Source organism: Salinarchaeum chitinilyticum (assembly GCF_055390775.1).
Map to the genome: position 1 here is coordinate 57462 of NZ_AP043888.1, position 23916 is coordinate 81377.

The 23916-nt window shown below is 67.4% G+C and carries 24 protein-coding genes; 11 read left to right on the forward strand and 13 right to left on the reverse strand.

Annotated elements, in window-relative coordinates:
* Positions 1-18 precede the first annotated feature (18 nt).
* The 9 genes from cofG to ACZ5KP_RS00335 all read right to left on the reverse strand — a co-directional run bounded on the left by cofG (position 19) and on the right by ACZ5KP_RS00335 (position 8090).
* Complete coding sequence (gene cofG, locus ACZ5KP_RS00295; RefSeq protein WP_460918845.1) at positions 19-1137, reverse strand: 7,8-didemethyl-8-hydroxy-5-deazariboflavin synthase subunit CofG; 1119 nt, start codon at positions 1135-1137, stop codon at positions 19-21.
* 113 nt (positions 1138-1250) lie between these two features.
* A complete protein-coding gene (gene cofC, locus ACZ5KP_RS00300) occupies positions 1251-1859 on the reverse strand; it encodes a 2-phospho-L-lactate guanylyltransferase (RefSeq protein WP_460918846.1) in 609 nt (202 codons plus the stop codon).
* 43 nt (positions 1860-1902) lie between these two features.
* Positions 1903-2892, reverse strand: coding sequence for a DUF4398 domain-containing protein (locus ACZ5KP_RS00305; RefSeq protein WP_460918847.1), 990 nt, complete (start codon positions 2890-2892; stop codon positions 1903-1905).
* On the reverse strand, positions 2870-4051 hold the full coding sequence (locus ACZ5KP_RS00310) for a tubulin/FtsZ family protein (RefSeq protein WP_460918848.1): 1182 nt from the start codon (positions 4049-4051) through the stop codon (positions 2870-2872). The genes ACZ5KP_RS00305 and ACZ5KP_RS00310 overlap by 23 nt, the downstream gene beginning before the upstream one ends.
* 311 nt (positions 4052-4362) lie before the next feature.
* Complete coding sequence (locus ACZ5KP_RS00315; RefSeq protein WP_460918849.1) at positions 4363-5286, reverse strand: complex I NDUFA9 subunit family protein; 924 nt, start codon at positions 5284-5286, stop codon at positions 4363-4365.
* A gap of 158 nt (positions 5287-5444) precedes the next feature.
* Positions 5445-6056 (reverse strand): dTMP kinase, encoded by a 612-nt coding sequence (gene tmk / locus ACZ5KP_RS00320; protein ID WP_460918850.1) that lies wholly within the window; start codon positions 6054-6056, stop codon positions 5445-5447.
* Positions 6057-6131: 75 nt separating this feature from the next.
* Positions 6132-6896, reverse strand: coding sequence for an NAD(P)/FAD-dependent oxidoreductase (locus tag ACZ5KP_RS00325; RefSeq protein ID WP_460918851.1), 765 nt, complete (start codon positions 6894-6896; stop codon positions 6132-6134).
* Positions 6897-7005: 109 nt separating this feature from the next.
* Positions 7006-7740 carry a DUF7521 family protein gene (locus ACZ5KP_RS00330; RefSeq protein ID WP_460918852.1) on the reverse strand — a complete coding sequence of 245 codons (735 nt, stop codon included), beginning with the start codon at positions 7738-7740 and terminating at the stop codon, positions 7006-7008.
* Complete coding sequence (locus ACZ5KP_RS00335; RefSeq protein WP_460918853.1) at positions 7737-8090, reverse strand: ArsR/SmtB family transcription factor; 354 nt, start codon at positions 8088-8090, stop codon at positions 7737-7739. Before ACZ5KP_RS00335 ends, ACZ5KP_RS00330 begins: the two co-directional genes overlap by 4 nt.
* A gap of 361 nt (positions 8091-8451) precedes the next feature.
* Here ACZ5KP_RS00335 and ACZ5KP_RS00340 point away from each other — a divergent pair, with 361 nt between their 5' ends.
* A complete protein-coding gene (locus ACZ5KP_RS00340) occupies positions 8452-9219 on the forward strand; it encodes a coenzyme F420-0:L-glutamate ligase (protein WP_460918854.1) in 768 nt (255 codons plus the stop codon).
* Entirely contained in the window at positions 9216-10211 is a 996-nt protein-coding gene (locus ACZ5KP_RS00345) for a 5,10-methylenetetrahydromethanopterin reductase (protein ID WP_460918855.1), read from the forward strand. The genes ACZ5KP_RS00340 and ACZ5KP_RS00345 overlap by 4 nt, the downstream gene beginning before the upstream one ends.
* Positions 10212-10226: 15 nt before the next feature.
* Here ACZ5KP_RS00345 and ACZ5KP_RS00350 read toward each other — a convergent pair whose 3' ends face one another.
* A complete protein-coding gene (locus ACZ5KP_RS00350) occupies positions 10227-10418 on the reverse strand; it encodes a hypothetical protein (protein ID WP_460918856.1) in 192 nt (63 codons plus the stop codon).
* Positions 10419-10694: 276 nt separating this feature from the next.
* Between ACZ5KP_RS00350 and ACZ5KP_RS00355 the strand changes: the two genes are divergently transcribed.
* Positions 10695-11921 carry a hypothetical protein gene (locus ACZ5KP_RS00355; protein ID WP_460918857.1) on the forward strand — a complete coding sequence of 409 codons (1227 nt, stop codon included), beginning with the start codon at positions 10695-10697 and terminating at the stop codon, positions 11919-11921.
* A gap of 197 nt (positions 11922-12118) precedes the next feature.
* On the opposite strand, the gene ACZ5KP_RS00360 is transcribed toward ACZ5KP_RS00355, so the two are convergent.
* Entirely contained in the window at positions 12119-12475 is a 357-nt protein-coding gene (locus tag ACZ5KP_RS00360) for an ArsR family transcriptional regulator (protein WP_460918858.1), read from the reverse strand.
* 415 nt (positions 12476-12890) lie between these two features.
* On the opposite strand from ACZ5KP_RS00360, the gene ACZ5KP_RS00365 reads away from it, so the two are divergent.
* Complete coding sequence (locus ACZ5KP_RS00365) at positions 12891-13931, forward strand: hypothetical protein (RefSeq protein WP_460918859.1); 1041 nt, start codon at positions 12891-12893, stop codon at positions 13929-13931.
* Positions 13932-14026: 95 nt separating this feature from the next.
* Entirely contained in the window at positions 14027-14773 is a 747-nt protein-coding gene (locus tag ACZ5KP_RS00370; protein WP_460918860.1) for an MBL fold metallo-hydrolase, read from the forward strand.
* 43 nt (positions 14774-14816) lie between these two features.
* On the opposite strand, the gene ACZ5KP_RS00375 is transcribed toward ACZ5KP_RS00370, so the two are convergent.
* Positions 14817-15884: an mRNA surveillance protein pelota gene (locus tag ACZ5KP_RS00375; RefSeq protein ID WP_460918861.1), complete on the reverse strand. Its 1068-nt coding sequence runs from the start codon at positions 15882-15884 to the stop codon at positions 14817-14819.
* Positions 15885-16057: 173 nt separating this feature from the next.
* Between ACZ5KP_RS00375 and ACZ5KP_RS00380 the strand changes: the two genes are divergently transcribed.
* Entirely contained in the window at positions 16058-16750 is a 693-nt protein-coding gene (locus tag ACZ5KP_RS00380) for a type 1 glutamine amidotransferase domain-containing protein (RefSeq protein ID WP_460918862.1), read from the forward strand.
* A gap of 31 nt (positions 16751-16781) precedes the next feature.
* On the opposite strand, the gene ACZ5KP_RS00385 is transcribed toward ACZ5KP_RS00380, so the two are convergent.
* Positions 16782-18701 (reverse strand): ATP-dependent DNA ligase, encoded by a 1920-nt coding sequence (locus ACZ5KP_RS00385; protein WP_460918863.1) that lies wholly within the window; start codon positions 18699-18701, stop codon positions 16782-16784.
* Between the two features lie 160 nt (positions 18702-18861).
* Here ACZ5KP_RS00385 and ACZ5KP_RS00390 point away from each other — a divergent pair, with 160 nt between their 5' ends.
* From ACZ5KP_RS00390 to ACZ5KP_RS00410, 5 genes are all read left to right on the forward strand, one after another.
* Positions 18862-20418: a glutamate-cysteine ligase family protein gene (locus ACZ5KP_RS00390; protein ID WP_460918864.1), complete on the forward strand. Its 1557-nt coding sequence runs from the start codon at positions 18862-18864 to the stop codon at positions 20416-20418.
* Positions 20419-20511: 93 nt separating this feature from the next.
* Positions 20512-21501, forward strand: a complete 990-nt coding sequence (gene cofD, locus ACZ5KP_RS00395; RefSeq protein ID WP_460921072.1) for a 2-phospho-L-lactate transferase — start codon at positions 20512-20514, stop codon at positions 21499-21501.
* A gap of 9 nt (positions 21502-21510) precedes the next feature.
* A complete protein-coding gene (locus ACZ5KP_RS00400; RefSeq protein WP_460918865.1) occupies positions 21511-22299 on the forward strand; it encodes a tRNA-dihydrouridine synthase in 789 nt (262 codons plus the stop codon).
* An 85-nt stretch (positions 22300-22384) separates the two neighbouring features.
* Positions 22385-23227, forward strand: a complete 843-nt coding sequence (locus ACZ5KP_RS00405) for a triphosphoribosyl-dephospho-CoA synthase (protein WP_460918866.1) — start codon at positions 22385-22387, stop codon at positions 23225-23227.
* Positions 23224-23883: a DUF447 domain-containing protein gene (locus tag ACZ5KP_RS00410; protein WP_460918867.1), complete on the forward strand. Its 660-nt coding sequence runs from the start codon at positions 23224-23226 to the stop codon at positions 23881-23883. The genes ACZ5KP_RS00405 and ACZ5KP_RS00410 overlap by 4 nt, the downstream gene beginning before the upstream one ends.
* Positions 23884-23916 lie beyond the last annotated feature (33 nt).

The window sequence follows — 23916 nt, forward strand, 5'->3', positions numbered from 1 at the left end:
CCGGGTCCCTGATGTAACCTACTGCGCGATCTCTACGCCAGCGACCTCGCGATACCTGCGCCCAGCAGCGTCATCGGCAGCGATCGCGGCGGCGATCCGATCGGAGATCCAGCGATTTCCGGTGTCGTCCAGGGACGGCGGAAGGAACCGCTCGTAGACGGGCAGCCGCTCCCGCAGCGGCACTCCGGCATCGTCGGCGATCGTCTGCAGGTGGTCCAGAGCGGGCCACGCGTAGTCCGGGTTCACGTGATCGTCCGTGACGGGTGAGACCCCACCGAGATCGTCGATACCGCAGTCGACGACCTCGCCAGCCGGGGCGAGATTCGGCGGCACCTGGATCGAGACCTCCTCGGGCATCGCAGCCCGGGCCATCGCCGTCGCTCGTCGAAGGGTCTCCAGACCGGGCGAGTCGCCGTGCCAGCGCTCGTTCTCTCGAACCGGCTGGACGATGATCTCCTGGACGTGGTCGTACCGCTCGTGGAGCTCCCGGATCGCGAGCAAGCTCTCCGCGCGATCCTCCCAGTCGTCCCCGATGCCCAGCAGGATGCCGGTGGTGAAGGGAACGCCGAGCTCTCCAGCGGTCCGAATCGTGTGCAGGCGCTGACCAGGCGATTTCGTCCGCGGGCCAGCGTGGGCGTCGACGTCCGCGGTCGTCTCGAGCATCACGCCCATGCTCGCGTTGACGTCGGCGACGGTCTCCATCTGCTCCCGGGTCTGATCGCCCGGATTCGCGTGGGGTAGCAATCCCGCATCGAGCGCGATCTCGCAGGCTTCACGCAGATACTCGTGGATCGACTCGTGGCCGTACTCCGCGAGCTGGTCGTAGATCGCGTCGTAGCGATCGTCGGGGTCGTCGCCGAAGGTGAACAGCGCCTCCGTGCAGCCGGCGTCGGCGCCGCGTTCACAGACCTCCCGGATCTCCTCCGGCGACATGAGCGTCGCCTCGCCCGGCGGATCGAAGTAGGTGCAGTAGGTGCAGGTGTAGCGGCAGGCGGTCGTCAGGGGGATGAAGACGTTCCGTGCGAACGAGAGTTCCTCGGCAGCCTCGACGTCAGTGGGGTCGATCTCCAGCAGCCGCGCTACGTCGTCCGCCTGGACGTCGACCTCGATGCCGTACTCGTCGGCCCCGGGAATCACACTTGCCGGTCGCCGCTCCGCGGGCAAATGCGTTCGGTTCGGGGCACCCGTCGCCGGACTCGACGACGCCACTGGACCCGCCGTTTCGGCGATTGACGCCGTCGTCTGTCCGATCAGTCGTCGCGTACGACCGTCGCACGCCCGTCTCTGACCGCAACAGAGAATCCCCGCGCCCTGAGCCACGACGGGGCGTCGCCCTCCCCGTGGAGGAGCACCTCGACGAGGTCGGCCCGTTCGTCGACGTCGACGCCGAGCCGCAACGAGTCGAACTCCGTCCAGTCGAGTCCGGCGTCGTCCGCGATGCGTCGATGATCCCGGAAGGATACGCCGTGGTAATCCGTCGAGAAGTTCCCATCGCGAACGAGGAGCGCGTTCGTGCCGCCACCGAGCCCCGGTGCCGCGACGACGTCTCCCTCTGCAGCGAACAGTCGCTCCAGCGCGGCGGGCGTCGCGAGGCCGAGGTCCGCCATGACGACCGCAATCGGCGGGGATTCGAACAGCTCGTCACAGAGGGCGTCGAGTCCCCGCTCGTCGACGACGACCGTCGCGTCGACAGTGACCGACGCAGTGGCGTACACCGTCGGATCGTGGCCGGCACGGCGGATGGCGTCGAGCACGTCGTCGAGGAGTACCCGAGCGAACGCCGCCCGCGCACCGTCGTCGAACGCGTCGGCGAGGCGGGTCTTCGGATCGGCGGCGTCGAAGGGGACGGAGACGTCCATACGGGGCTGTGTTGCCAGCGCCGCGAGAAAGGCGTGTCGTCCGCTACCCGAGCGGGTCGCGGTTCGGACCCTGGCTCTGTTGCTGGTACCAGTAGACGCCACCGAGGATACCGCCGAGGATCACGAGGCCGAAGAGACCGTAGAGGATCGGCCAGAGCAGGCCACCGTCGTCGGAGTTACTCGAACCGTCGCTCCCGTTCCCGCCGTCGGCACCGTCCTGGGTAGTGTTACCGCCGGGATCGGTCTGGTTCGAATCTCCGGAACCGGATCCGTCACCCGAACCGTCGGTCGAGCCGTCCGACCCACTGCCGTCGGAGCCGCCCGCACCGTCTCCGGAGCCGTCACTGCCCGATCCGGAGGACGACGCCTGTGACTGGGCTTCTTCGGCCAGCGAGACGGCGTCGGCGAACGATCCCTCGTTGTAGGCACTCACGGCCTCGTCGAAGGTCGACTGGGCGTCGGAGACGTCGTTGCCGTCGTCGGCGGCGGACTGGATGGCTGCGCTCGCGTCGTCGAGCGCCGTTCGGGCCTCCTGACTACCGGGATCGCCCGTCGTGTAGTGGTGGATCTGCAGTTCTGAGAGTTTGTTCACCTGATCGCCACCGCCGATCACTTGCACGACTTCGCCAACCTCGAAGGTCGCGGGATTTTCGTAGGAGTACGACGAGACGGACGGCGTCGTGCCGGTGATTTTGACGACGACCCGATCCGCGTTCGTCGTACTCTCTTCGAGAGCCACCGGTTCGGGCTGCTCACCGGAGCTCTCGTAGGTGTCGAGTAGCGTGTCACCCTGATAGAGCTCGATCGTCCACTGTGCGTCTTCGAGGTCGGTGATACCGTTGACTTGCCACGAACTCGCGTCCGCGAACAGGTCCTGTAGCTCGATGGTGACCGTCGCCGACGTCCCGACCTCGGATTGCTCGGGTGCACTCTCCTGACTCACGGAGACGGCACTCGCCACCCCAACGGTGGCGACGAGCACGAGGAGTGCGACAGCGACGAGCGCGAGCCTAGAAGAGTGGCTCCAGTTCATCCTCGTCGTCTTCGACCAGCTCTTCGAGGTTCTGCTCGCTCTCTTGCTTGATCTCCTCGATGTTGTCCTGTGCCTCGATGGCGACTTGCTGGAGCTCCTTGATCCGTGGGACGTTGTTCACGCCGGAGAGGAGAACGACGCCAGCGACCTTCCCGGAGTGCGGTACGGGGTAGTCACCGCCGCGGACCTCCATGGAGCCGGTCTGCTCCTCGAGCCACTTCCGACCGCGCTCGATGCCTTTCCGGTTCAGGTGCATCGGCGGGCCGCTCATGACGAGGAGCGCACGCTCGGCGCCTTCGATCTCACAGGGGAGCGTGAGGCGACCGAGTGCGGCCTTCCGGACCAGGCTCGTGATGCGGTTGGTCGTGTGAGCGGTGTCGAGGTTGTCCGTGGGCTCGTCACCGGTGAACCGCGAGAGGAGTCCGCCGTCGCCGCCCTGGGGCTCGACGTCCTCGGCCGCGTAGCCGACCGTCGAGACGCCGCCGCCGTCGAGCGTGTTGATGATCTCGCTGGAGTCGACGACGGATTCGGCGACCTCGTCGCCAGCCTCGACCTCGCCTGCGCCGAAGAGAATTCCGAAGCGCGTGACGATCTCGTCGTTGATCTCCGCGTAGCCGCCCTCGACGGACTCGCCGGCCTGTCGCCACGCGTCGTTGTCGAAGACGAGCAGATTGTCGACCTCGCGAACGAACGTCTGGAAGGACCGCGCCGCGTTGAGCGTGTAGATGCCTCCCTCGTCGGAGCCGGGGAGAACGCCCAGGCCGTAGACGGGTTCCGTGTAGATGCGCTTGAGATGCTTCGCGAGGACGGGCGCACCACCGGAGCCGGTGCCTCCGCCCATCCCGGCGACGATCAGGAACGCGTCGATCTCGTGAACGGGCACCTGGTCGACGGCGCCCTGGACCTCGTCGATGTCCTCTTCGGCGATCTCGGCGCCGAGCTCGTTGTCGGCACCTACGCCGTGCCCCTTCACGCGGGACTGCCCGATCAGAACGCGATTCTCCTGCGGGACGTTCTCCAGTCCCATTAGGTCGGCCTTGGCCGTGTTCACAGCGATCGCCGAGCGGACGATTCCGCTCCCAGTAGCCTGGTCGTAATCCAGGAACTTGTCGACGATCTTCCCGCCGGCCTGGCCGAATCCGATCATCGCCAGTTTCATCTTGAAATTGGCCTCGTAACGGTAGGAAAGCAGGATTAGAGTGATAAACCTTGTGTTGGTCCGTATGACACGTGCGGCCCGTCCGTGTCAAAAAATCGCACTACGGTGCGGGCTTCGTCCTTTCGAACGTGCTCGCCGACGCTCAGATTTTTTTCACCGGGGGTTCGCGATTTAAGTTCTAGCGCCCGATCGCCCCCACTGCAGGAGGACCCAGCGGCGCTCACCTCATAATCGCAGGGTCGTGCCCTACGGCGAATTCCTACCAACGCGTTACTACAGGAAAGCCGCCGCTACGATCGGCGCGACCGCCGCTACACCGTGGAACCGTCCACGTCGTCCTCGATGCCGAGGAAGGACGCGAACGTGGTCAGCTCTTCCGGCGAGCGTCCGAACGCGCTCACGTCGTTCTCCGACACGGTATTGTCGACCTTCAGCGAGCGGTACTGCTCCGGTCCGAAGGGGAACGGTGGAACCGCGCCGAGTACCGTCAGTCCGAGGCCCGCCAGCGGCATCGGGATCGGGACGACTCGCATGTTCTTCCCCTCTGCACGGTAGACCAGCCGGGTGATCTCCGCGAGCGTCAGTACGTCCGGTCCGCCGATCTCGTAGGTCTGATTCGCGTGGTCCGGTTCGTCCGCACAGTCTGCGAGCATCGGTGCGAGGTCGCCGATGAAGATCGGCTGGAACGGCGTCGTTCCGCCACCCGGGAGCGGGGCCACGGGCAGCAGCGGAGCGAACATCTGTTTGGCTCGCTTGGTGAAGGGAACGATCTCGGCGTCCTCACCGAAGACGATCGACGGGCGAACGAACACGTAATCGAGAGCGGACTCTCGGACGACGGTCTCGGCCTCGCCCTTCGTGCGGAGATACTCCGTCGGTGCTTCGGGATCGGCGCCGAGCGCGCTCATCTGGACGATTCGATCGACGTCGTGTGATTCGGCAGCGTCGACGACGTGGTTCGTCCCGCCGAGGTGCACCGCTTCGTGCGTGAGTCCCTTCGGCGTCTTGAACAGCGGCGACAGCGCGACCAGATTGACGACGACGTCGATCCCCTCGAAAACCGGTTCGATGGAGTCGTACGCCGTCACGTCGCCGACGGCGCTTTCGGCCCCGTCGGGAACCTCCTCCGGATCGGGGTCTCTCGCGAGTACGGTCACGTCGTGCTCGCGATCGACCAGTTCCGCGGCGAGTGCCGTCCCGATGAAGCCGGTGCCGCCGGTGACGAGAACCTTCATGGCTCGGTGTAGGGGCGGATCACTGAAAAAGGTCTGCGAGCCGGTAGGTCACGGCTGGCGGTCGGGGCGAAGACGTTGCACGGTGGTTTCCGGCGACTACAGGAATGGTCGCCAGCACGCTCGCGGCTAGTGGAGTGAGTTCGACAGTTCACCGGGGGCTACAGAAACGAGTCGAGAATCGCTTCAATCTCCTCCGCGACCGCCGTTTCCGACTGGGTACCGTCGAGCACGCGAACGTCGTTCCCCGCCTCACGCTCGGCGGCGATCGCCTCCCTGTACGCTGCTTCGACGCGCTCGAGCGTTTCCACGCGCTCGAAGCGGTCGGTTCCCCTGTCGTCCGCGGCGAGCCGCTCGACGCAGACCGATGGCGGCACGTCGAGATAGATCGTCACGTCTGGGGCGCGCGCCCGGTCGTTGATCGTGCGAAGCCAGCTGGCCTCGACGCCGTCGGCGTGCTGATAGGCGAAGGACGACAGCGAGTAGCGATCGACGAGGACGACGTCGCCAGCGGCGAGGCGTGGCTCGATCTCGCTGTCGAGGTGATCGAGCCTGTCGGCGGCGAACAGGAGTGCGAGCGTCTCGGCGTCCAGATCGAGCTCGCCCTCGAGACACCGACGGATCTGCGTCCCGACCGGTCCGTCGGTTGGTTCTGCAGAGAGGGCGGCGTCGCGGCCAGTCTCGTCGTCGACGTACGCCGTGGCCCGTTCGGCTTGCGTCGTCGTGCCAGCGCCGTCGAGCCCCTCGAACGCCACGAACAGACCCTCGGTCATCGACTCGCGGTTCGCCCGGCCGGGGTTTGGCCGTTACGGTCGGGTGGGAAACGACGCGGTCCGCACTCCGGTATGTCACTCCTCGTCGCGGAGACTCGGATGCGTGAGTGGGTCCTCGGGCGGATCGTCGAGCAGCTCGCGCTGTCGATCGCGGCTGGCAGTCTCGCGTTTCCGCCGCTCCGCGTCGTCGATCTCCTCACAGCCCGGCGGAAGGTCCCTGTCCCGATCGGTGAAATACCCGTCCGGGGTGACCCAGTCGTGGTAGAAGGGAACCTCGGCGTCGTGGACGATCGTCATCGCGACCTCCGCCGCGTGACCGGCAGCCACGACCGTCTGGTGTGGCTTGCCGGCGAGTCGACCCGCGGCGTAGACGCCATCGACCGTCGTCCGCCCGTCCCCGTCCGTCTTCAGGAACGTCTTCGTCCCGCGATCGATCGTGTCCGGTTCGAGCGCGTCGAGGTAGGAACAGTCCGACCAGGACGCTGCGAGGAGGGCGCCCGCGGTGATCGACCGATCGGCAGTCGTCGCAAGCAGCCGGTCGTCGCCCTCGCGTCGTACGCCCTCGACGCGACCGTCGACGATCCGGGCGCCTGCGTCCTCGGCCTGCGTTCGCGTCCCTCGGAGGAAGCGTCGAGCGTCGACGCCGCCCGGGAATCCCGGAACGTTCTCGAGATGTGCGTTGCGTTCGAGTATCGATGGCCCGCCGTCGACGACGACGGTGTCGAGGTCCGCACGGGCGGCGTAGATCGCTGCAGTCAGTCCAGCCGGCCCGGCCCCGACGATGCAGACGTCCGCGTCGACGCGACCCGCGGCTTCGCCATCGCGATCGGCGTCGTTCATAGTGACTCCTCGTCGATTCGCGCAATGAACGCACCGGAATCGGAGTCTCCAGCCTCACTCGAGCATCAGGCGAGCGTAGGGTCGCAGTAGCCACTCAAGACGTTCCTCCTTACGCCCGCGTGAGCGAGTAGTAGACGGAGAGTAGCCCGCCGAGCTGGGAGAGCGAAGCCGCGAGGAGCGAGCCAGCGTCGTTGACGCCGAGGAGCGGGCCGAGTCCGATGGCCGCGGCCGTCGGGACCACCGTCAGGAGGAAAATCCCGAGTGCGAGGAACGCCATCGGGGCACTGTCGTTCCGTCGGTAGCCCCGGTAGGCGAGCCACGTGACGTAGCTACCGACCAGGGGCGTGATGCGGTAGGCGAGCCAGACGACGTGGTCCACCGTCACGGCGATCGCGAGGAGTGCGAGCGGAAGGACCGTCGCCCGTTCCCTCCGCACCCGCCGGCGAGTCCGCGTGGGCGTCCGGACGGCCAGCACGATCGCCAGTAATCCGGCCAGCTCGGAGGCCGTCGCTGTGAAGATGCGAACTTCGTCGGCGCCACCGAGCACCGTCGGAACGACGATGCGAACCACCGTCGGCACCGTGGTTATCAACAGGAGCCCGACGGCGATCGCCAGCATCGATCGGTCGCCGGATCCGCGGTAGCCGACGTAGAGTCTGTACGCGATCGCGGTCGAGAGCACCGCCGCGACGACGAATGTGATCAGCACGAGGCCGACGACGAAGGCGGAACCGCCCTCGGTCTGCGCCCCGGTGCTCTGGACCGGGGCCGTTGCCGAGGTAGAAGCTGCGCCAGTCCGCGCTTCGATCGTGGCGAGCGCCGGCGCGATTGCTGGTCCGATCATCGCAAGCCCTCGTAGAGTTCGGTGAAGCGATCGGCTGGATCGCGCTCCCGCTCGACGATCTCGATCACGACGCCGTCCGCGTCGATCTCGACGGTCACTCGCTCGACGCTCGCCAGATAGGTCTTGTAGTGGTGTCCGTCCGGATCCAGGGCCTGCTCGTCCTCGATCAGATCGTGCTCGGAAAGCCGATCGAGGCGGCGGTAGATCGTGGGCTCGGAGGCGTTGCAAATGTCCGCGAGCTCGCCAGCGGATCTGGCCTCGCCGCTGGTCGCGACGAGGATTCGCCGGGCGTACTCGTCGTCGAGCAGGGAGAGGACTGCCTGCTCCCACTCTGTCGCCGCAGCTGCCATCGATTTCGACCAGTGCATCCGCGGGGCAAAAAGCTCCCGACACGGCGGCTCGCTCGGGATAGCGATCGTTGCCGACAGGTGTGGCCGACCGGCGTGAGCGATCGACGCGACCAACCCGTGCATCGGCCGAAGCGACCAACCCGAGCATCGATCGACGCGACGAATCGAGGCATCGACCGACCCGACCACCGCGATCAACCCATGCATCTACCGACGCCTGTACTGATCCAGGCGTCGGCATCGATCTCGGCGTCGGCACTGATCCCGGCCTAGGCACTGGTCCAGGCTTCGGCACTGGTCCAGCTTTGGCACTGGCACCGGTAGCGGATACCTTTTCACCTCCCGCGCCGACCGCGCTGGTATGAACGCGTTCGGGATCGAGGGGCTCCCGGAAGTCCGGCCGGGGGACGACGTCGCGGCGATGATCGACGATCGGGTGACGCTTCGCGACGGCGACGTCGTCTGCGTCGCGAGCACGATCGTCTCGAAGGCGGAAGACAGGGCGTTCGACCTCTCCGACTTTCCCGCGAGCGAGCGAGCCCGATCGATCGCGAAGCGACTGAGCGCGATCGCTGGCGACGACAAGGATCCCCGGTTCGCGCAGGCCGTACTCGAGGAGAGCGACGAGCTGGTCCTCGAGGCCCCCTTCCTCCTCGCAGCGACTACGTTCGGCCACGTCGCACCGAACGCAGGCATCGACCGCTCGAACGTCCCCTCCGCGGATATCCTGCTCCTCCCGAAGGATCCCGACGCGAGTGCCGCACGCATCCGTTCGGAGCTGGACGCCGACGTGGGCGTGATCGTGACCGACACCTGCGGCCGCTCGTTCCGACACGGCCAGACCGGCGTCGCCATCGGCTACGACGGCATTTCGGCCACGCGAGACTGGCGCGGCGAGACGGATCGGGACGGCCACGAGCTCGAAGTGACCAACGAGTCGATCGTCGACGAGCTCGCCGGCACCGCGAACCTGCTCACCGGTGAGGGCGACGACGGCGTCCCGGTGGTCGTCGTTCGCGACTTCGAGTTCGGCGACCACGACGGCAGCGAGAACCTCTTCCGGGACGCTGCCGACGACCTCGTTCGCGACGCGCTCCAGCAGTGGGAGTTCGAGGAGGAATCGGCATGAGCCGCGATCGCGTGGGGCCGGCGGGTCTCGAGTTGACGCCCGAATACCCAGTGGAACGTGCCGCTGACCTGGCGAGCCACGCCGAAGCCGCGGGCTTCGATTCGGTGTTTGTCGCGAATCATTACTTCAATCGCGATCCATTCACTGCGCTGGCACGCGTCGCAGCGGCGACGACGGACGTCGGCGTCGGGACCGCGGGAGCGAACCCCTACGACACCCACCCCGTCGTCCTCGCGTCGAGGATGGCGACGCTGCAGGAGGCGAGCGACGGTCGGGCCGTCTTCGGCGTCGGCCCGGGCGACGCATCCGCGCTGAACTCCCTGGGGATCGAACGCGAGCGACCGCTCCGGCGGGTCCTCGAGACGGTCCAGGTGTCGCGGGACCTCTGGAACGGCGAGCGCGTGAGCATCGACGGCACGTTCGAAGCGACCGACGCCGGTCTGGAGTACGACGTCGAGTCGGTTCCAGCCTACGTCGCGGCGCAGGGGCCCGATATGCTCCGCATGGGTGCGAAGTACGGCGACGGACTCCTGGTCAACGCCGCGCATCCTGCGGATCTGGCGTGGGCGGCCGACCGCGTCGCGGAAGGACGATCCCAGCGCGAGGACGGCGTCGATCCGGAAGTACTAGCCTACGCAAGTGTCTCGATTGCCGAGGACGGGGCGGCGGCTCGCGAGCTCGCGCGCCGTCCGGTGGCATTCATCGCTGCGGGGGCCGAACCACCGGTGCTGGAGCGACACGGACTCGACGAGGCGCGGGCGGATCGGATCGGCGCAGCGCTCGAGGCGGGATCTTTCGGGGAAGCGTTCGACGCCGTCTCGCCTGCGATGATCGACGCGCTGTCCGTCGCCGGGACCCCGGAACAGGTCGCACAGCGGCTCGCGGCCATCGTCGACGTGGTCGACGGCGTCGTCGTGGGATCGCCGCTCGGTCCCGACCTGGAGACTGCGATCGACCTCGCGGCCGACGCGCTGGACCGATCGCTCGAGTGAGCAGTCCCGGTCGGGTCACGCGATCGAATCGCCGATCGCGTCCAGCACGGCACCGAGAGCGAGGAAGCCGACGAACCCGACGGTGACGCCGAGCAGCCCGATTCCGACGACGAGCAATGGGAGCGCGACCACGTCGGCCGTCGTGATTTCAACGAACAGTTCGACTGGATCGGTCGTCTGGAGGACCGTGGCAAGGTGAGGGAGCACGCTCTCCGTTGGGCCTGTGAGGGCATTGTTGGGCGCCCGATACCGGCCGAGTGTAGTGAAGTGGCCAAATGTACGAGGCGAGTCCGTCGGCGAGTCTGTCGGCGAATCGGTCAGCGAATCGTTCGACGAGCGGATCTGGCCGATGGCGTCGTTCGATCGTCGCTCCGGCCACGTCGCCGAAATCGCTGATTCCCCGCCGGCTAGTGGGTCCCCCAATATTCTCTGGGTGGTCAAAAGTTATATTCGTGCGGCACACCTGCTCACGTAGTAGAGCACATGCCCGAGCGGTCGTCAACGGAACGCATCGAGGAGTACGTCGCCGTTCTCCGCGGGATCGGACTGACGGAGTCCGCAATCGTCGACGCCCACGGGGACCGCGAGCGACCGGACGGTCCACTGGATGCGTATCTCGCCGACGTGTTGCCGGGCACGGAGGACGCGGAACTCAACGACGCGCTCGGTGACGCGATCGCCGACTCTGCGCGCGGTATCGACGCACCCGCCGAGTACTGGAACCACGCCCCAGAGGTCCACCTCGACGAACTGCTCGCACCGTATGGCTGTTCGGTCGAGATCCATCCCTCGAAGCTGGCCGACACCCTCGCGGAGGGGAAGTTCGTCGTCCGGCTGACGGACGCGGAGGGGACGGAGTTCTGGACGCGCTTCGACTACCCCGATAGCGAGCTGGGATCGGACAACTACCCGGCGCTCCTGCATCACGTCGAGGAGCAGCTCCTCGCTCCGGCCGGTCTCCGGATCGTTCGACTCGTCGCGCCGCGCGGCCGCTGGCGGTTCGCGATGATGAGCATCGACCAGCTCTCGGCGCTCGAAAACCGGTACGGGGAGCGGCTCCGGATCTTCGGCGCACCGCTCCTCGCTGCTGACCAGCCATCAGCGTTCGCCAACGAGCACCCGCCGGTCCCCGGCTGGTACGACGCGACGGACGCCGAGGAGCCAGCGAGCGATGCGGAGCTCTCGCTGGACGTCCCCGCAACCGAGTCACTCGACGACCTCGAACCGTCGGACGCCGAGCTCGGCTTCGACGCCGAGGAATCGCCGGAGTCGATCCTCGAGTCCGTCGAGGGCGACGACGCCGGCTCCGGGACGACCGCGGCAGCTACGGGCGACGACGTCGAGGCAAGCGACGATCAGGTCCAGTCCGTGTTCGGCGATCTCTCCGACGTGTCGCTCGACCCGGAGGATCCGGATCCCGAACCGGCCGGCGGCTCCGGCGGCGGCACGCTGGCGATCGACGGCGGTGCGACAACCGCGACGGACGCCGACGATCCGATGGACGATCTGTTCGACGAACTCAAACGTGACATTGCCGACACGGAGCCCGAGACCGGCGAGAACGCCGACGCAGGACGGGAGGCCAGCGTCGCCGATCTCGTCGAGGGCGTCGAGGAGGGATCCCCGACGAGCGAGGAGCGCGACGACGTCCCCCAGGACGCAGCGGACCTCACCGCTTCGGAGCTGTTTTCGAGTCTCGACGAGGAGTGAGCGGGCGCTTCGTTTCTGGTTCGTCCGCCCGCTGCCTGTCTCATAGGCTGTGTCTCGATTGCTGGTGACGCCACCGCTACGGTAGGCAGTCGACGCTTCGGACAATCAGTCGCAGTTGTAGCTCGCCGTCGAGACGTCACTGCTGGGGGCTGGTACGCAAGAGAAGGGAGAAATTGGGTGTTGGCGCCCGGGAACGGTCAGTCTTCGTCCTGGGGGTCTTCGGACTCGCCACCGCGCACGGTGGCCTCGGCGCTTGCCCCGCTCGCGCTCTGTGAGTCCAGCCGCCGATCGACGAGTGCGTCGAAGTCCTCCGCGGCGTCGTACTGGTCTCGAAGCTGGAGCGTCACTCGCCCACGCTCGGTGATCTCGTAGAGACCGGATCGCTCGGCGGGCCCGATCTTGCGAACGAGTCCGTAGTCGTCGAGTACGGGGAGTCGGTTGTTGACGTTCTTTCGGCTCTTGCCTGTGATCTCTGCCACGTTCGGAGCGACGTTCCTGCCGTAGGAGTGTAACGCCTCCAGGACCAGGAAGTCAGTTGGTTGCCTCAATCGCACAATTGCAACGACGTAGGGGTCGGGCGAGTAAATATCCTCCCCTTCGCCACAGCCACCATCATCGGTGGCTACTCTCCGGTGCTCGCGCCGCGGGCCCGTCTCCGCCGAGACTCCCGTATCGGGGACCTCTCGAGTAACCGGCGGCTACTCCAAAGACAATTGCCAACGGTAATCTTATTACCCTCCACCACGAACCGTTGACCGGGCCGGCGAATCGGCCGCGCCCACCCCTCTCCCCCCACGATGCCGGATCCAACCACAGTTGACGTTCCCGATGCAGGTGACGGCCCCCGGGTCCCACCCAGCCCGGGCTTCGTCACGCTTTTCGTACGCGAATGGAGACGCGAGCGATCGACGGGCGATCGATTTCCAGAGTCGACGCTCGCGGGGTCCGTCGCGGACGGAGGGAGAACCGATGAGTGACGCGAGCAGCGAGGATCAGCGAGCGTCCGCCCGTGGTCCGTCGATCGACAGCTTTGCTGCGCTGTTCGAACACGCCCCGCAGCCACTGGCGGTAGTTCGCAACGCCGAGACGCCGCGGGTCGAAGTCGTCAACCGTGCCTTCCTCGAGCAGTTCGACGGCCGATCGGCCGGCCAGAGCGAGCGGGGGTCCTTCGATCGACGGTCGTCCCTGTCCCAGGCCGAACGCGAAGTGGCACGGACCGCCATCGGTGGGACGAGCACGGAGACCGTCGCGACGAAAGAGACGACCGATGGGTTACGACAGTTCTCCGTCCGCGGGATTCCCGCGCCGGGCGCCGACGTCGACGCCTACCTCCAGTTTCGAGACGTCACGACACAGCGGGTTCGAAACCAGCAACTCGCCGTGTTGCGACGGATCCTTCGACACGACCTCCGGAACGACCTGACCGTCCTGCTCGGCTACGCAGAGACCATCGCGGAATCGTCCGACGACGCGAAGTCCCGGGAACAGGCAGCGACGATGGTCGAGGCGGCGTCGGACCTCCGGAACGTCGCCACGTCCGCCGGTCGGATGCAGTGTGTCACCGACTCGGCCACGCCGACGAAGCTCCGGGACGCGACGACGCACGTCAGGCGCTCCGTCGCAGACGCCTTCTCTGGCGAGTTCCACGTCGACGGGCCTGTTCCCACGGTCTCGATCGATCGCCGCACCGGGATCGCCGTCGAGGAGGTCTGCAGGACGCTGGCCGACCACAGCGACGTGACCACCATCCGCGTCGATCCATCCGTCACCGACGATCGCGTGACGATTTCGGTCAACGCGAACGGGCCCCTGTCCGAACAGGAGCGGGCTGCCCTGGAAGGGCTCGACGAGACGAAGCTCCGACACGCCACCGGCATCTCGCCCTGGATCGCCCGCTGGGCCGTCCGGGCGGCTGGCGGACGTCTCCGCGTCGAGAACGACCCCACTTGCCGAATCCAGGTTACCGTCCCCGTCGTCGAGTCGGCCCAATCGTCCACCGCGGACGACTGAGGCTCCGACGCGACGCGATTCCGCTACAGCTCCGACCTCCAGCGAGTCGACCGACCGTCGCCGGACCTAAACCACTCCGCCACCTCCGCCTGGGTATGCGCGTCACGTTTCTCGGAACCGGCAGCGCGATGCCCACCGGCGAGCGCTATCAGACCGGCATCCTCGTCGAGGACGCTGGAAACCGGCTCCTGGTCGACTGCGGCAGCGGGGTTCTCCACCGTCTCCAGACCCACGGACCCGGCTACGAGGCGATCGATACGGTGCTACTGACACACCATCACCTGGATCACATTTCGGATCTCCCGTCTCTGGTGAACGCACGCTATCTCGCTGGCGAGGAACAGCTCACCGTGGTCGGTCCCGAGGGAACCGAGTCCCTGGTCGACGACCTCCTGGACGTCCACGATCAGCTACGGGACGGAGCCGAGCTGACCGTCCGCGATATCGAGCCGGGGTCTGCGTCCGTCGCCGGCTTCGACCTCGAAGCGACGTGGACGCAGCACTCGATGCCCTGTCTGGCCTATCGGTTCGACGATCGGTTCGCCTTTAGCGGGGATTCGGAAGCGTTCGAGGAGCTGGCGACGTTCCTCGATGGGACCGCAGTCGTCGCGCACGACTGCTCGTTCCCCGACGGCATCGACGTCTCGAACCACCCGACGCCGTCACAGCTCGGCAACGCGTTCGCGGCGGCCGACGCCGAGATCGGGCGCCTCTATCTCACGCATCGCTACCCCCACACCGACGGCCACGAGGAGGAGATGCTCGACTCGCTCACCGCCGCGTACGACGTCGACGCGCGAATGGCCGAGGACGGGCTCTCGGTGACGATCGACGAACGGTAACGTCGGGATCGCAGCCACAGGCGTCCACGGACACGACTGCGTTTCAGTCGATCCGATACCGGAGCAGTGCTGCGATTCCGCCGAGGTTCGCGAGCTGCTGACCGGGGTCGAACTCCCCGGAGAATACGACGACGTCCCCGCCCTGTTGCTCGACGCGTTCCACGACGTGGTCCGCGTCGATCGACCACTCGCCCTCGCCCGCGCGCTCGACGCGCAACCGGTCGTCGAGGACGAGCAACGTCTCCACAGCGCCGAACTCCGTCGCCTCCGCGACCGCGTCAGGACCGTAGGCGACCGGCTCGTCGCTCCCGATCCTCGCGGTCAGCTCGTCGATCAGCTCGGCCTCCTCCGCGATTCGAGTCTCCTCGCGGAGCTCATCGACTGCGCCGCGCTTGAGCACTTCGTGGACGCCCCGGTCGCCACCGGAGCTCGTGTCTACAGTCCGGATCCGTTCCGCCAGTTCGGGATCGTCGTTCTCGACGTACTTCAGCGCGTCCTGCTTCGTGAATCCCGGGCCGGCGAGGACGATCGCGTCGGCGTCCATCCGTCCGAGGACCGTCGCGAGTTCCTCGAACAGTTCGTCGCGATCCCGCGCGAACTCCCCTTTCCCCGTCGTCGAGGTGATCGTCGCGCGTTCCTCGGTGCCGTAGGCCTCGACGGTGTAGACTGCTGCCTCGCCCTCCTCGACGGTCGCGATCGCGACGTCGGGCTCGTCCGTGGCGGCCTCTGCCTCCTCGATGCGCTCGATCTGGTCAGGGGCGAAGTGTTTCTCGATCTCGATCTCGTCGTGCACCTCGACGTTGAGCGTGTGGTGGAGCCCGAGCTGGTCCTCCCGGGAGCAATCGGCGATCTCGCCGCCGATCCGCAGGCGGTTCGCGAACTTGTGGAACTCGACGGAGTCGACGGCGATCTCGACCCAGAGATGCTCGCGTTCGCCGCCGGTGTCCCTGAGCTCCTCGTCGTCCCGCGTGATCCTGCGCGTCGTGTCGCCGGCGACGCGATCGCCCGGCTCGACGACGTACTGGAGGTGCCAGAGGTCGTCGAGGCTGTCGGGCACGAGGGTGATCCGCTCGGCACCACCTTCGACGTGGTACCGATCCTGGATTCGCATACCTCGCGGTCCGATCCCGTGGGGGAAATGTCCTGCGTTCGGGACGGAACGTCCACGCTCTTGCCGATCGGTCTGGTTCCCGGACGTCCGCTCCGGACAGATTGGGGATCGATCGTCCCACCGCTCTGTGGGGTAGCATCAGCGTTTTTCCGATCCGGGCCCTACCGTACACGATGACATCCGCACTGTTCGTCGTCAGCGAGCACGGCTACTGGGCAGAGGAGTGCATCGAACCCCTCGAGCGGCTCTCCGAGGCCGGCATCGAGGTCACGATCGCGACGCCGACGGGCGCAGTGCCGGAGCCGGACGAACGCTCCGTCGACCCCGAGAACGTCGGGGAGGAACAGGCCGAGCACGTCACCGAGGTCGCTCATTCCGACGAGCGACTGCAGAACCCCGTCCAGCTCACGGAGGTCTCCGCCGACGAGTTCGACGCGGTCGTGTTCCCGGGCGGGCACGGCACAGCGTGGGACGTCAACCAGGACAAGCACGCGAGAGCGCTGCTCCGCGAAGCCGTCGCCGGCGACGAGGGTAAAGCGCTCGTCGTCTGTCACGCCGCCGGACTCCTCGCGTTCACGCGCGACGCCGACGGCGGGTTCCTCGTCGACGGTCGGTCGGTCACTGGATTCCCGAACGCCTGGGAGGAGGGGATCGTCGACGACCAGGACCTGATGCCCGATGGACGGAAGCTCCCCTACTGGGTGGAAGACGAGGTGAAGGCCGCCGGCGGGAACTGGGACGCCGAACTCGACCAGGACACGTCCGTTACGGTGGATGGGGACCTGATCACCGGCCGCGGACCGAGCTCCTCCGCGGCAGCCGCACAAACGCTGCTCGACGAGCTGGGCATCGAGCAGCCTGCATAGGAAGCCCCCGTTTCGACAGCCGAGGCAATGGTTACTGTGCGTCAGCGAGCCGTTCGACTCGCTCCAGCGCGTCCGCCCCGCCGGCGTCCAGATCGTCCCGTACCGTGACGAACCGGGGGAATCGGAGCGCGTAGCCCGAATCGTAGGTCGGCGACCGCTGGATCTCCTCGTAGCCGACCTCGAAGACGATCGCGGGCTCGACGTCGACGGACTGACCCTCTTCAGAGCGGACGTGGGGTTCGATCAGTTCGTGGAGGTCAGCGAGCTCCTCGTCGGTGATCCCGGTTGCGACGTTCCCGACTCTCGCGAACCCGTCGTCGGTCCGAGCGGAGAGTTCGAACGTTCCGAGCAGCGACGCCCGGCGCCCCTCACCCCACTCCGCCCCTGTGACGACGAGATCCAGGGTCTCGACGTCGGGCTTGCGTTTGCGCCAGTCCTTCCCGCGGCGGCCGGGGGTGTACGCCGACTCGGGGTTTTTGAGCATGATCCCCTCGTGGCCGGCCTCCAGCGAGCTGCGCTCCAGCGACTCGATCTCCGCTGCGTCGTCGGTGACGGTGGCCTCGACGACGCCCGACTCGACGGTCGCCTCGAGGTACTCCCGACGGACCGCGATCGGTGCGTCGAGAAGGTCGATGCCCGGACCGCTCGTCTCTTCGGCGTGATCGCTCGCCTTCGATCGCTCGGCCTCCGCGGATTCCTCGGACCAGTCGCCCAGACCGGCCTGGCCGTCCTCACGATTCTGGGGTGCCTTCTCATCGCTGGCGACCGATTCCTCCTCTGTTACCTCGCTCGGCGCCAATGGCACCGTCTCGTACTCCAGGTCCTCGTGGACGCTCCGTGGCGCGTGCAGACAGTCGAAGACGTGGAGCTCCGTGGCGACGTTCTCGCGGGCAGCTGCGACGTCGTGTTTCCGCCGGAACCGTCGGAGCACTTCTTGGAACGGCAACGGATCGCCGTCCTCGTCGATCGCGACGACCTCGCCGTCGAGGATCGCCGGTGCCTCGCAGTGCTCGGCGACGAACTCGACGATCTCCGGCAGCGGATCGGTCACGTCCTCCATGTTTCGCGAGAAGAGGCTGACGCGATCCGCCGGCGACGTGTCGGTGTCGTTCCCTTCGGCTTCCGCGGGCGCTTCGACGTGGACCTGGACCCGTGCGCCGTCGAGTTTCGTCTCGACGAGTGCGTCGTCCCAGTCCTCCAGCGCCTCCGTGACCGTGCCGGCCTGGGCGAGCATCGCCTGGACGGGACGACCGACTTCGAGTCCGAGTTCCGCGAGCCCGTCGTCACCGCGCTCGCGAGCACGCTCGGCGACGAGCCCGTAGTCGTTCGTGACCTGGAGCGCGCGAGCGACGGCCTCGACAGGGGCCTCGAACGCCTCCGCGATCGCGTCCCGGACGGTGCCCTGTCCGACGCCGATCCGCATCTCTCCGAGGACGATCCGCGCGAGATAGCGGGCTTCCTCCTGGGAGCTGTCGCTGAACAGCGAAAAGAGCAGGTTCTCCTTCGTCTCCTCGCTGCCGCTCCCAGCCGCGTCGGCGATCGCCTCGAACGTCTCGAACACCTCGATCACGGTTCGGCCGCTCTCGGCGTCCGGTGCGTCGTCTCCGTCGCTCTCCGTAGCGGCGAACGCGTCGAGTCCAGTCTGCCCGCCGAGCTCTAGCTGCGCGGCGACCTCGCCGACGTCGCCCAGTTCCGCGAGCCTGTCCTCGATCGTCTCGGCGGTAACGCCGGGCGTCGCGGCCCGGGCGAGCGCCGCGTAGCAGCGACTGGGACCGACGTCGTGCGTTCGGGACTGCCAGGCCGGGAACACTCGGCCCTGGACGAATCTGGCCACGATCGGGAGGTCGTCCTCCGCGGCCTCGAACAGCTCCGCCGTCAGCGCAATGACGTCGAGATCGGCGTCGGTCGCCTCGATCTCGCGGGCGCGCTCGGCGAACGCCTCGAACTGCATCGGTGAGGGGTTTCGGGTGATCGCTGTTAAGCGCCTCGGGTCGGTGTCCGACGCTCCTTCCGGACCCGGGCAGCCCTGCGGCACCGATCGGTCTGTGAGACGCTCTCGGACGTTCGGCCACTTCCCCACCTTCAAGGCCGTCGACGTTGCACAGCCGGGCATGGCAGACGTGGATCTCGTGGACGACGTCGCCTCGCTCCGGGACGTCGACCACGAGGCGTTCATCGAAGCCGTCGAGGACGAGCGCGCCCAGCTGAAGGAGGCTATCGGCGACGGCGTCTTCGACAATCCACAGGGGAGCATCGGGCTCGAATACGAGTTCTACGCGGTCGCAGAACCCGACGTCGCGGCGGGACGCACGCCGGCGAGCGACGCCGGCCACCTCATGCGCGTGCCACGCCGGCTGCTCTCGATGATCGGCTTCGAGAAGGAGCTCGGCCTCCACAACGCGGAGATGAGCACGAGTCCGCAGCCGCTCAACGAGTACGGACTCGGCTCACAGGAGGCGGAGGTCCAGAGCCGGCTCGCCGCTGCGCTCGACGTCACGCAGACCGAGGGAATGCGCCTCGTCAGCGACGGTATCTGGACGATCCCGCCCCACGGCGAAAGTGCACGCGAGTACCTCACCGCCGCCGCGACCGAAGAGAACGTGAGCATCGCGACGAATATGAGCGACGCCGTCCGGTACCACGCGATGGCCAACAGTGAGGCCGCGAACGTGGGTCTGGTGCTCGACGCGCCCCACGTCTCCCTCGACGCGGACACGGTGATGCCGGAGAGTCTCATCACGTCGATCCAGCCCCACTACCAGGTTCCGCAGGCGAGGGACCTTCCGAACTACTTCGCGTACGCGCTCCGGGTCGCGGCGCCGCTACTGGCACTGTGTGCGAACAGTCCGTTCTTCCCACCGGATTGCTACGCCGAGGGCACCACGGTCGACGACGCGATCGAGGACGGCTGGGACGCCCATCGCATCGCCGTCTTCGAGACGGTGCTCAACGCGCCGTCCGACACCGCTGGAAAGGTCCGGTTCCCACGTGAGATCGAGACTGCCGAACAGGCCGTCGATCGCGTCGCCGACGACGAGCTGCTCGTTCCCGTCGACGTCGAGAAGAAAGGCCGGTACGACGACGAGTTCGCGCACTTCCGACACAAACACGGCAGTTTCTGGCGCTGGGTCCGCCCGGTGTTCGACGGCCCGTCGAAGTCCGCCGCGAACGCCCGGATCGAGTTCCGACCGATCGCTGGCCAGCCGACGGTCCACGACTCGATCGCCGTCCTCGCGGCGTTCGCTGGCCTGATGGTCCAGCTCCCGCGCTCCGATCACCCTGCCGATCGGCTGGGGTGGGAGACGGCCTACGACAACTTCTACGCGGCGATGCGCGATGGGCTGGACGCCGATCTCTGCTGGATCACCGAGGACGGACACGAAACGCGTCGCGTCGACGGCATCTACGACGATCTGCTGGGGCAGGCGGCGGAGGGACTCCGTGCGAAGGATCTCTCCGAATCGCAGGTTGAGGCGTATCTACGGCCGCTTCGCGAGCGCGTCGATCGGCGGGTGACGCCCGCGTCCTGGAAGCGGGATCGCGCTCGTGAGGCAGCCGACGACGGCGCCGGTCTCACGGATGCCATCGAGTCCGCCCAGCACGCTTACTTCGAACGACAGCGCGACACGCTGCTGGAGGGGTCGTTCGTCGACTGGCTCGAGGGCTGATCCGCACCGCTCCCGGCTGCTCCCTCGATCCACTGCCCGACGTGTTTGCAACGGTGAACATCGTTATAGGGCTGTACTTCGATGGATCAGGACATGGTAACGTTCCTCTCCGGCGGGACCGGAACGCCGAAGCTGTTGGACGGAGCTGCCGTCGCTTACGACCCCGAGGAGACGACCGTGATCGCGAACACGGGGGACGACATCGAGCTGGGTGGGCTGCTGGTCTGTCCGGATCTCGACACGCTGCTCTACCAGGGTGGGGGCGTCCTGAACCGCGACCGCTGGTGGGGGATCGGCGGTGATACGACCCGCACTCACGACGGACTCCACGACATCGGGAAAGCGATGGGGCTCGAACCCGGTCCTCGCTATCTCGAGGACGACGCGCAGACCGCGGGCCGGTCGATCGCGGACTGGCGGCGCTTCTCCGGCGCCGTCGAGTTCATGGAAATCGGCGATCGGGACCGCTCTGTCCACGTCACGCGGACCAGTCTCATCGACGAGGGCCACACGCTCTCGGAGGTCACCGAACGGCTCTGCGAGGCCTTCGGCGTCACGCTCGACCTCCTCCCGATGAGTGACGATCCCGTCGCGAGCCTCGTCCACACGCCAGAGGAGGTCATGCACTTTCAGGAGTACTGGGTCGCCCGCGACGGCGAACCGGACGTCCAGAACGTCGAGTTCCGCGGCTCTTCGACGGCGGATCCCGCTCCAGGCGTCCTTGACGCGCTCGAAGACGACGTCGTGATCGGTCCGTCGAACCCGGTCACCAGCATCGGCCCGATGCTCGCACTCGATGGGGTCGGCGACGCGCTCGCCGAATCCACCGTCGTCGCCGTCTCGCCGTTCCGCGGGGACGAAGCCTTCTCCGGACCGGTCGCCGAGCTGATGGAGGCCGTCGGCGCCGAACCCTCGACGGCCGGGATGGCGACTGCCTACCCGTTCGCGGACGCGTTCGTCGTCGACGAGGACGACGACGCGAGCTTCGATCGCCCGGTCGTCCGAACCGACATCGAGATCGACGGCCGCGAGGACGCTGCCCGCGTCGTCCAGGCCGTCGATCGCGCCCTTGACGAGGTCTGATCACCGGCGATGACGAGCGACCGAGGCTTCGGCGCTGTGAACGCCCGATCGTCGGTTCCCCGCGTCGCAGCAGCGAGCCTGAGCGGCAACTCCGACGCCGAGTGGGCCAGGCGTGCGCTTCCCCACGTCGACGCGGCGTTCCTCGGTGGCATCGCACTCGACGAGCCGACCCGCGACGCAGCAGGAGCGCTCGTCGAACGCGATCGCGAGGAGTTCCTCCCCACCGATCCGTTCGAGTGGATCGACGAACAGCTCGACGCTCTCGACGGCGAGCCGTTGCTTCCCGCGGTGAACGTCCGCGCCGCGTCGCCGGAGCCGGTAGCCACCGCCGCGGCCGTCTGTGCTGGCCACGACGCGATGCTCGAGGTGAACGCACACTGCCGCCAGCCGGAGCTGTGCGCTGCCGGGACGGGCGAGACGCTGCTGGAGGATCCGGCTCGGCTCGCGGCCTACGTCGATGCGGCTGCGAGCACCAGGGCGACGGTGTCGGTGAAAGTCCGTGCCGAGGTCGAGGGCGTCGACCTCCCCTGCGTCGCTCGCCGAGCGGTCGAGGCCGGCGCCGACGTCGTCCACGTCGACGCGATGGACTCCGAACCAGTCGTGAGGGAGGTCGTCGAAGCGACGGACGCCTTCGTGATCGCGAACAACGAGGTCCGGGACGACGCCAGCGTTCGGGAGTATCTCGAGTACGGCGCGGACGCCGTGAGCGTCGGCCGGCCGAGCACGGAGCCCGCCGTTCTCGAACGGGTCCGCCGTGCGACCGACGCGTGGTTCGAATCCGAACGCCTCACGCCATGAACGGCAGATATCGTCGTGCGAGCGCCGACCGGTGACGTCCGCCGGTGACACCGACCTTATTGTCTGCCGGGGCTTGCGGCCGTGTATGGACACGTCGGCGGCCCTGGCCGAGCGCGCCCTCCTCCTCGAGGTCGCAGCCACGCCGACGCCGGGCAACGTCGATCGGGAGCGTGATCTCCCCGATCTCCACTTCGACCAGTTTCTCGCTGGTGCCTCTGGTGCACGAGCCGGGCTCGACGAGCTCGCTCTCGGGAGTCCACTGGGCGAAGGGCTTGAGACTGCAGTCGGCGGCATGGCCAGGGCTGCCGGAACGAACACGCAATTCGGCTCGCTGTTGTTGCTCGCCCCGTTGGTCCGCGCGGCGGCGAGCGACGACGCACTGACGCCTGCGACTGCGACCGACGTCGTGGCGGCCACGACCGTCGATGACGCCGCTGCCTTCTACCGGTGCTTCGAGTACGTGGACGTCCGCGTGGACGATCCTCCCGCGGACATGGAGCCACTCGACGTTCGGCGCGGTGCCGACGCCGTGCCGGCGGTTCGCGACCGGGGCGTTACGCTCGCCGATGTGATGGCGTCCGCCGCGGATCGCGACGGCATCGCAGCGGAGTGGGTCGGCGAGTTCGAGCGGACGTTCGACGCAGCCGACCGCCTCGCGGAAGGCAACGAACCGATCGGGCAGCGGGCCTCGAGGGTCCACCTCGAACTCCTCGCCCGGGAACCGGACACACTCGTCGCGACGAAACACGACGTTGCGACGGCCGAGGACGTGCGAGAACGGGCCGCTGCGATCGCTCCCGACGACGCTGACGCCGTTCGGACCTTCGCCGAGGAGCTTATCGACCGCGGGATCAACCCCGGAACTACGGCGGATCTACTCGCGGGCGGCCTGTTCGTCGCGCTCGTTCGCGAGGAGGTGTCGTCGTGACCCACCAGCCGAGCGCCGGCGTCGATCCCGACGGCGACCGAATCGACGGCTGGCCAGCGAGCATCGCCGGCGTAACGGAGACGATCGTCGCGACGAAGGGGCCGAACGGCAGGTGGAACCAGGCAGCGCTTGGTATCGCTCCAGCGGGGACGGACGAGGACGCCGTGGAGCAGGGGTCGAGCGTTGCCGTCGCTGCACACACCTACGGTCGGACTCGAACGCGGCGGAACCTCGCAGCGGGACGGGAGGCGATCGTCCAGTTCACCAGGGATCCGCTGGATTTCGTCGAGGCCGCACTCGGCGTCTTCGAGACCGACCGGCCGGTCCTCTCGTCCGCGGACGCCTGGACTCGCGTGTCGTCGACGGATACTGGGTCGACCCGAGACCACGACACGGAGGTCGTCGAGTGGTCACTCGAACCAGTCGAATCGAGCGTTCGTGAACGGACGGTCCCCACAACGAACCGCGGGCGAGCCGCCGTCATCGAGGCCACCGTGCCCGCCTCACGGCTGGGCATCGAGGGATACGACGATCGGGACCTCCTCCAGCGGCTCTCGATGCTCGCCGAGGTCGTGCAACGAGCTGGGGACGAGCGAAGCACTGCTGCGTTCGACCGGATCGACGAGCACGTCGGCTGGAAAGAGCGGCTCGAGTGAGACCGTCGGGACAGCAGAACCGTCGACGACCAG

Bases quoted from the DNA above. Each gene is read 5' to 3' on its own strand.
- cofC (WP_460918846.1), bottom strand. From the start codon at position 1,859: ATGGACGTCTCCGTCCCCTTCGACGCCGCCGATCCGAAGACCCGCCTC.
- ACZ5KP_RS00305 (WP_460918847.1), bottom strand. From the start codon at position 2,892: ATGAACTGGAGCCACTCTTCTAGGCTCGCGCTCGTCGCTGTCGCACTC.
- ACZ5KP_RS00310 (WP_460918848.1), bottom strand. From the start codon at position 4,051: ATGAAACTGGCGATGATCGGATTCGGCCAGGCCGGCGGGAAGATCGTC.
- ACZ5KP_RS00315 (WP_460918849.1), bottom strand. From the start codon at position 5,286: ATGAAGGTTCTCGTCACCGGCGGCACCGGCTTCATCGGGACGGCACTC.
- tmk (WP_460918850.1), bottom strand. From the start codon at position 6,056: ATGACCGAGGGTCTGTTCGTGGCGTTCGAGGGGCTCGACGGCGCTGGC.
- ACZ5KP_RS00325 (WP_460918851.1), bottom strand. From the start codon at position 6,896: ATGAACGACGCCGATCGCGATGGCGAAGCCGCGGGTCGCGTCGACGCG.
- ACZ5KP_RS00330 (WP_460918852.1), bottom strand. From the start codon at position 7,740: ATGATCGGACCAGCAATCGCGCCGGCGCTCGCCACGATCGAAGCGCGG.
- ACZ5KP_RS00335 (WP_460918853.1), bottom strand. From the start codon at position 8,090: ATGGCAGCTGCGGCGACAGAGTGGGAGCAGGCAGTCCTCTCCCTGCTC.
- ACZ5KP_RS00340 (WP_460918854.1), top strand. From the start codon at position 8,452: ATGAACGCGTTCGGGATCGAGGGGCTCCCGGAAGTCCGGCCGGGGGAC.
- ACZ5KP_RS00345 (WP_460918855.1), top strand. From the start codon at position 9,216: ATGAGCCGCGATCGCGTGGGGCCGGCGGGTCTCGAGTTGACGCCCGAA.
- ACZ5KP_RS00355 (WP_460918857.1), top strand. From the start codon at position 10,695: ATGCCCGAGCGGTCGTCAACGGAACGCATCGAGGAGTACGTCGCCGTT.
- ACZ5KP_RS00365 (WP_460918859.1), top strand. From the start codon at position 12,891: ATGAGTGACGCGAGCAGCGAGGATCAGCGAGCGTCCGCCCGTGGTCCG.
- ACZ5KP_RS00370 (WP_460918860.1), top strand. From the start codon at position 14,027: ATGCGCGTCACGTTTCTCGGAACCGGCAGCGCGATGCCCACCGGCGAG.
- ACZ5KP_RS00375 (WP_460918861.1), bottom strand. From the start codon at position 15,884: ATGCGAATCCAGGATCGGTACCACGTCGAAGGTGGTGCCGAGCGGATC.
- ACZ5KP_RS00380 (WP_460918862.1), top strand. From the start codon at position 16,058: ATGACATCCGCACTGTTCGTCGTCAGCGAGCACGGCTACTGGGCAGAG.
- ACZ5KP_RS00385 (WP_460918863.1), bottom strand. From the start codon at position 18,701: ATGCAGTTCGAGGCGTTCGCCGAGCGCGCCCGCGAGATCGAGGCGACC.
- ACZ5KP_RS00390 (WP_460918864.1), top strand. From the start codon at position 18,862: ATGGCAGACGTGGATCTCGTGGACGACGTCGCCTCGCTCCGGGACGTC.
- cofD (WP_460921072.1), top strand. From the start codon at position 20,512: ATGGTAACGTTCCTCTCCGGCGGGACCGGAACGCCGAAGCTGTTGGAC.
- ACZ5KP_RS00400 (WP_460918865.1), top strand. From the start codon at position 21,511: ATGACGAGCGACCGAGGCTTCGGCGCTGTGAACGCCCGATCGTCGGTT.
- ACZ5KP_RS00405 (WP_460918866.1), top strand. From the start codon at position 22,385: ATGGACACGTCGGCGGCCCTGGCCGAGCGCGCCCTCCTCCTCGAGGTC.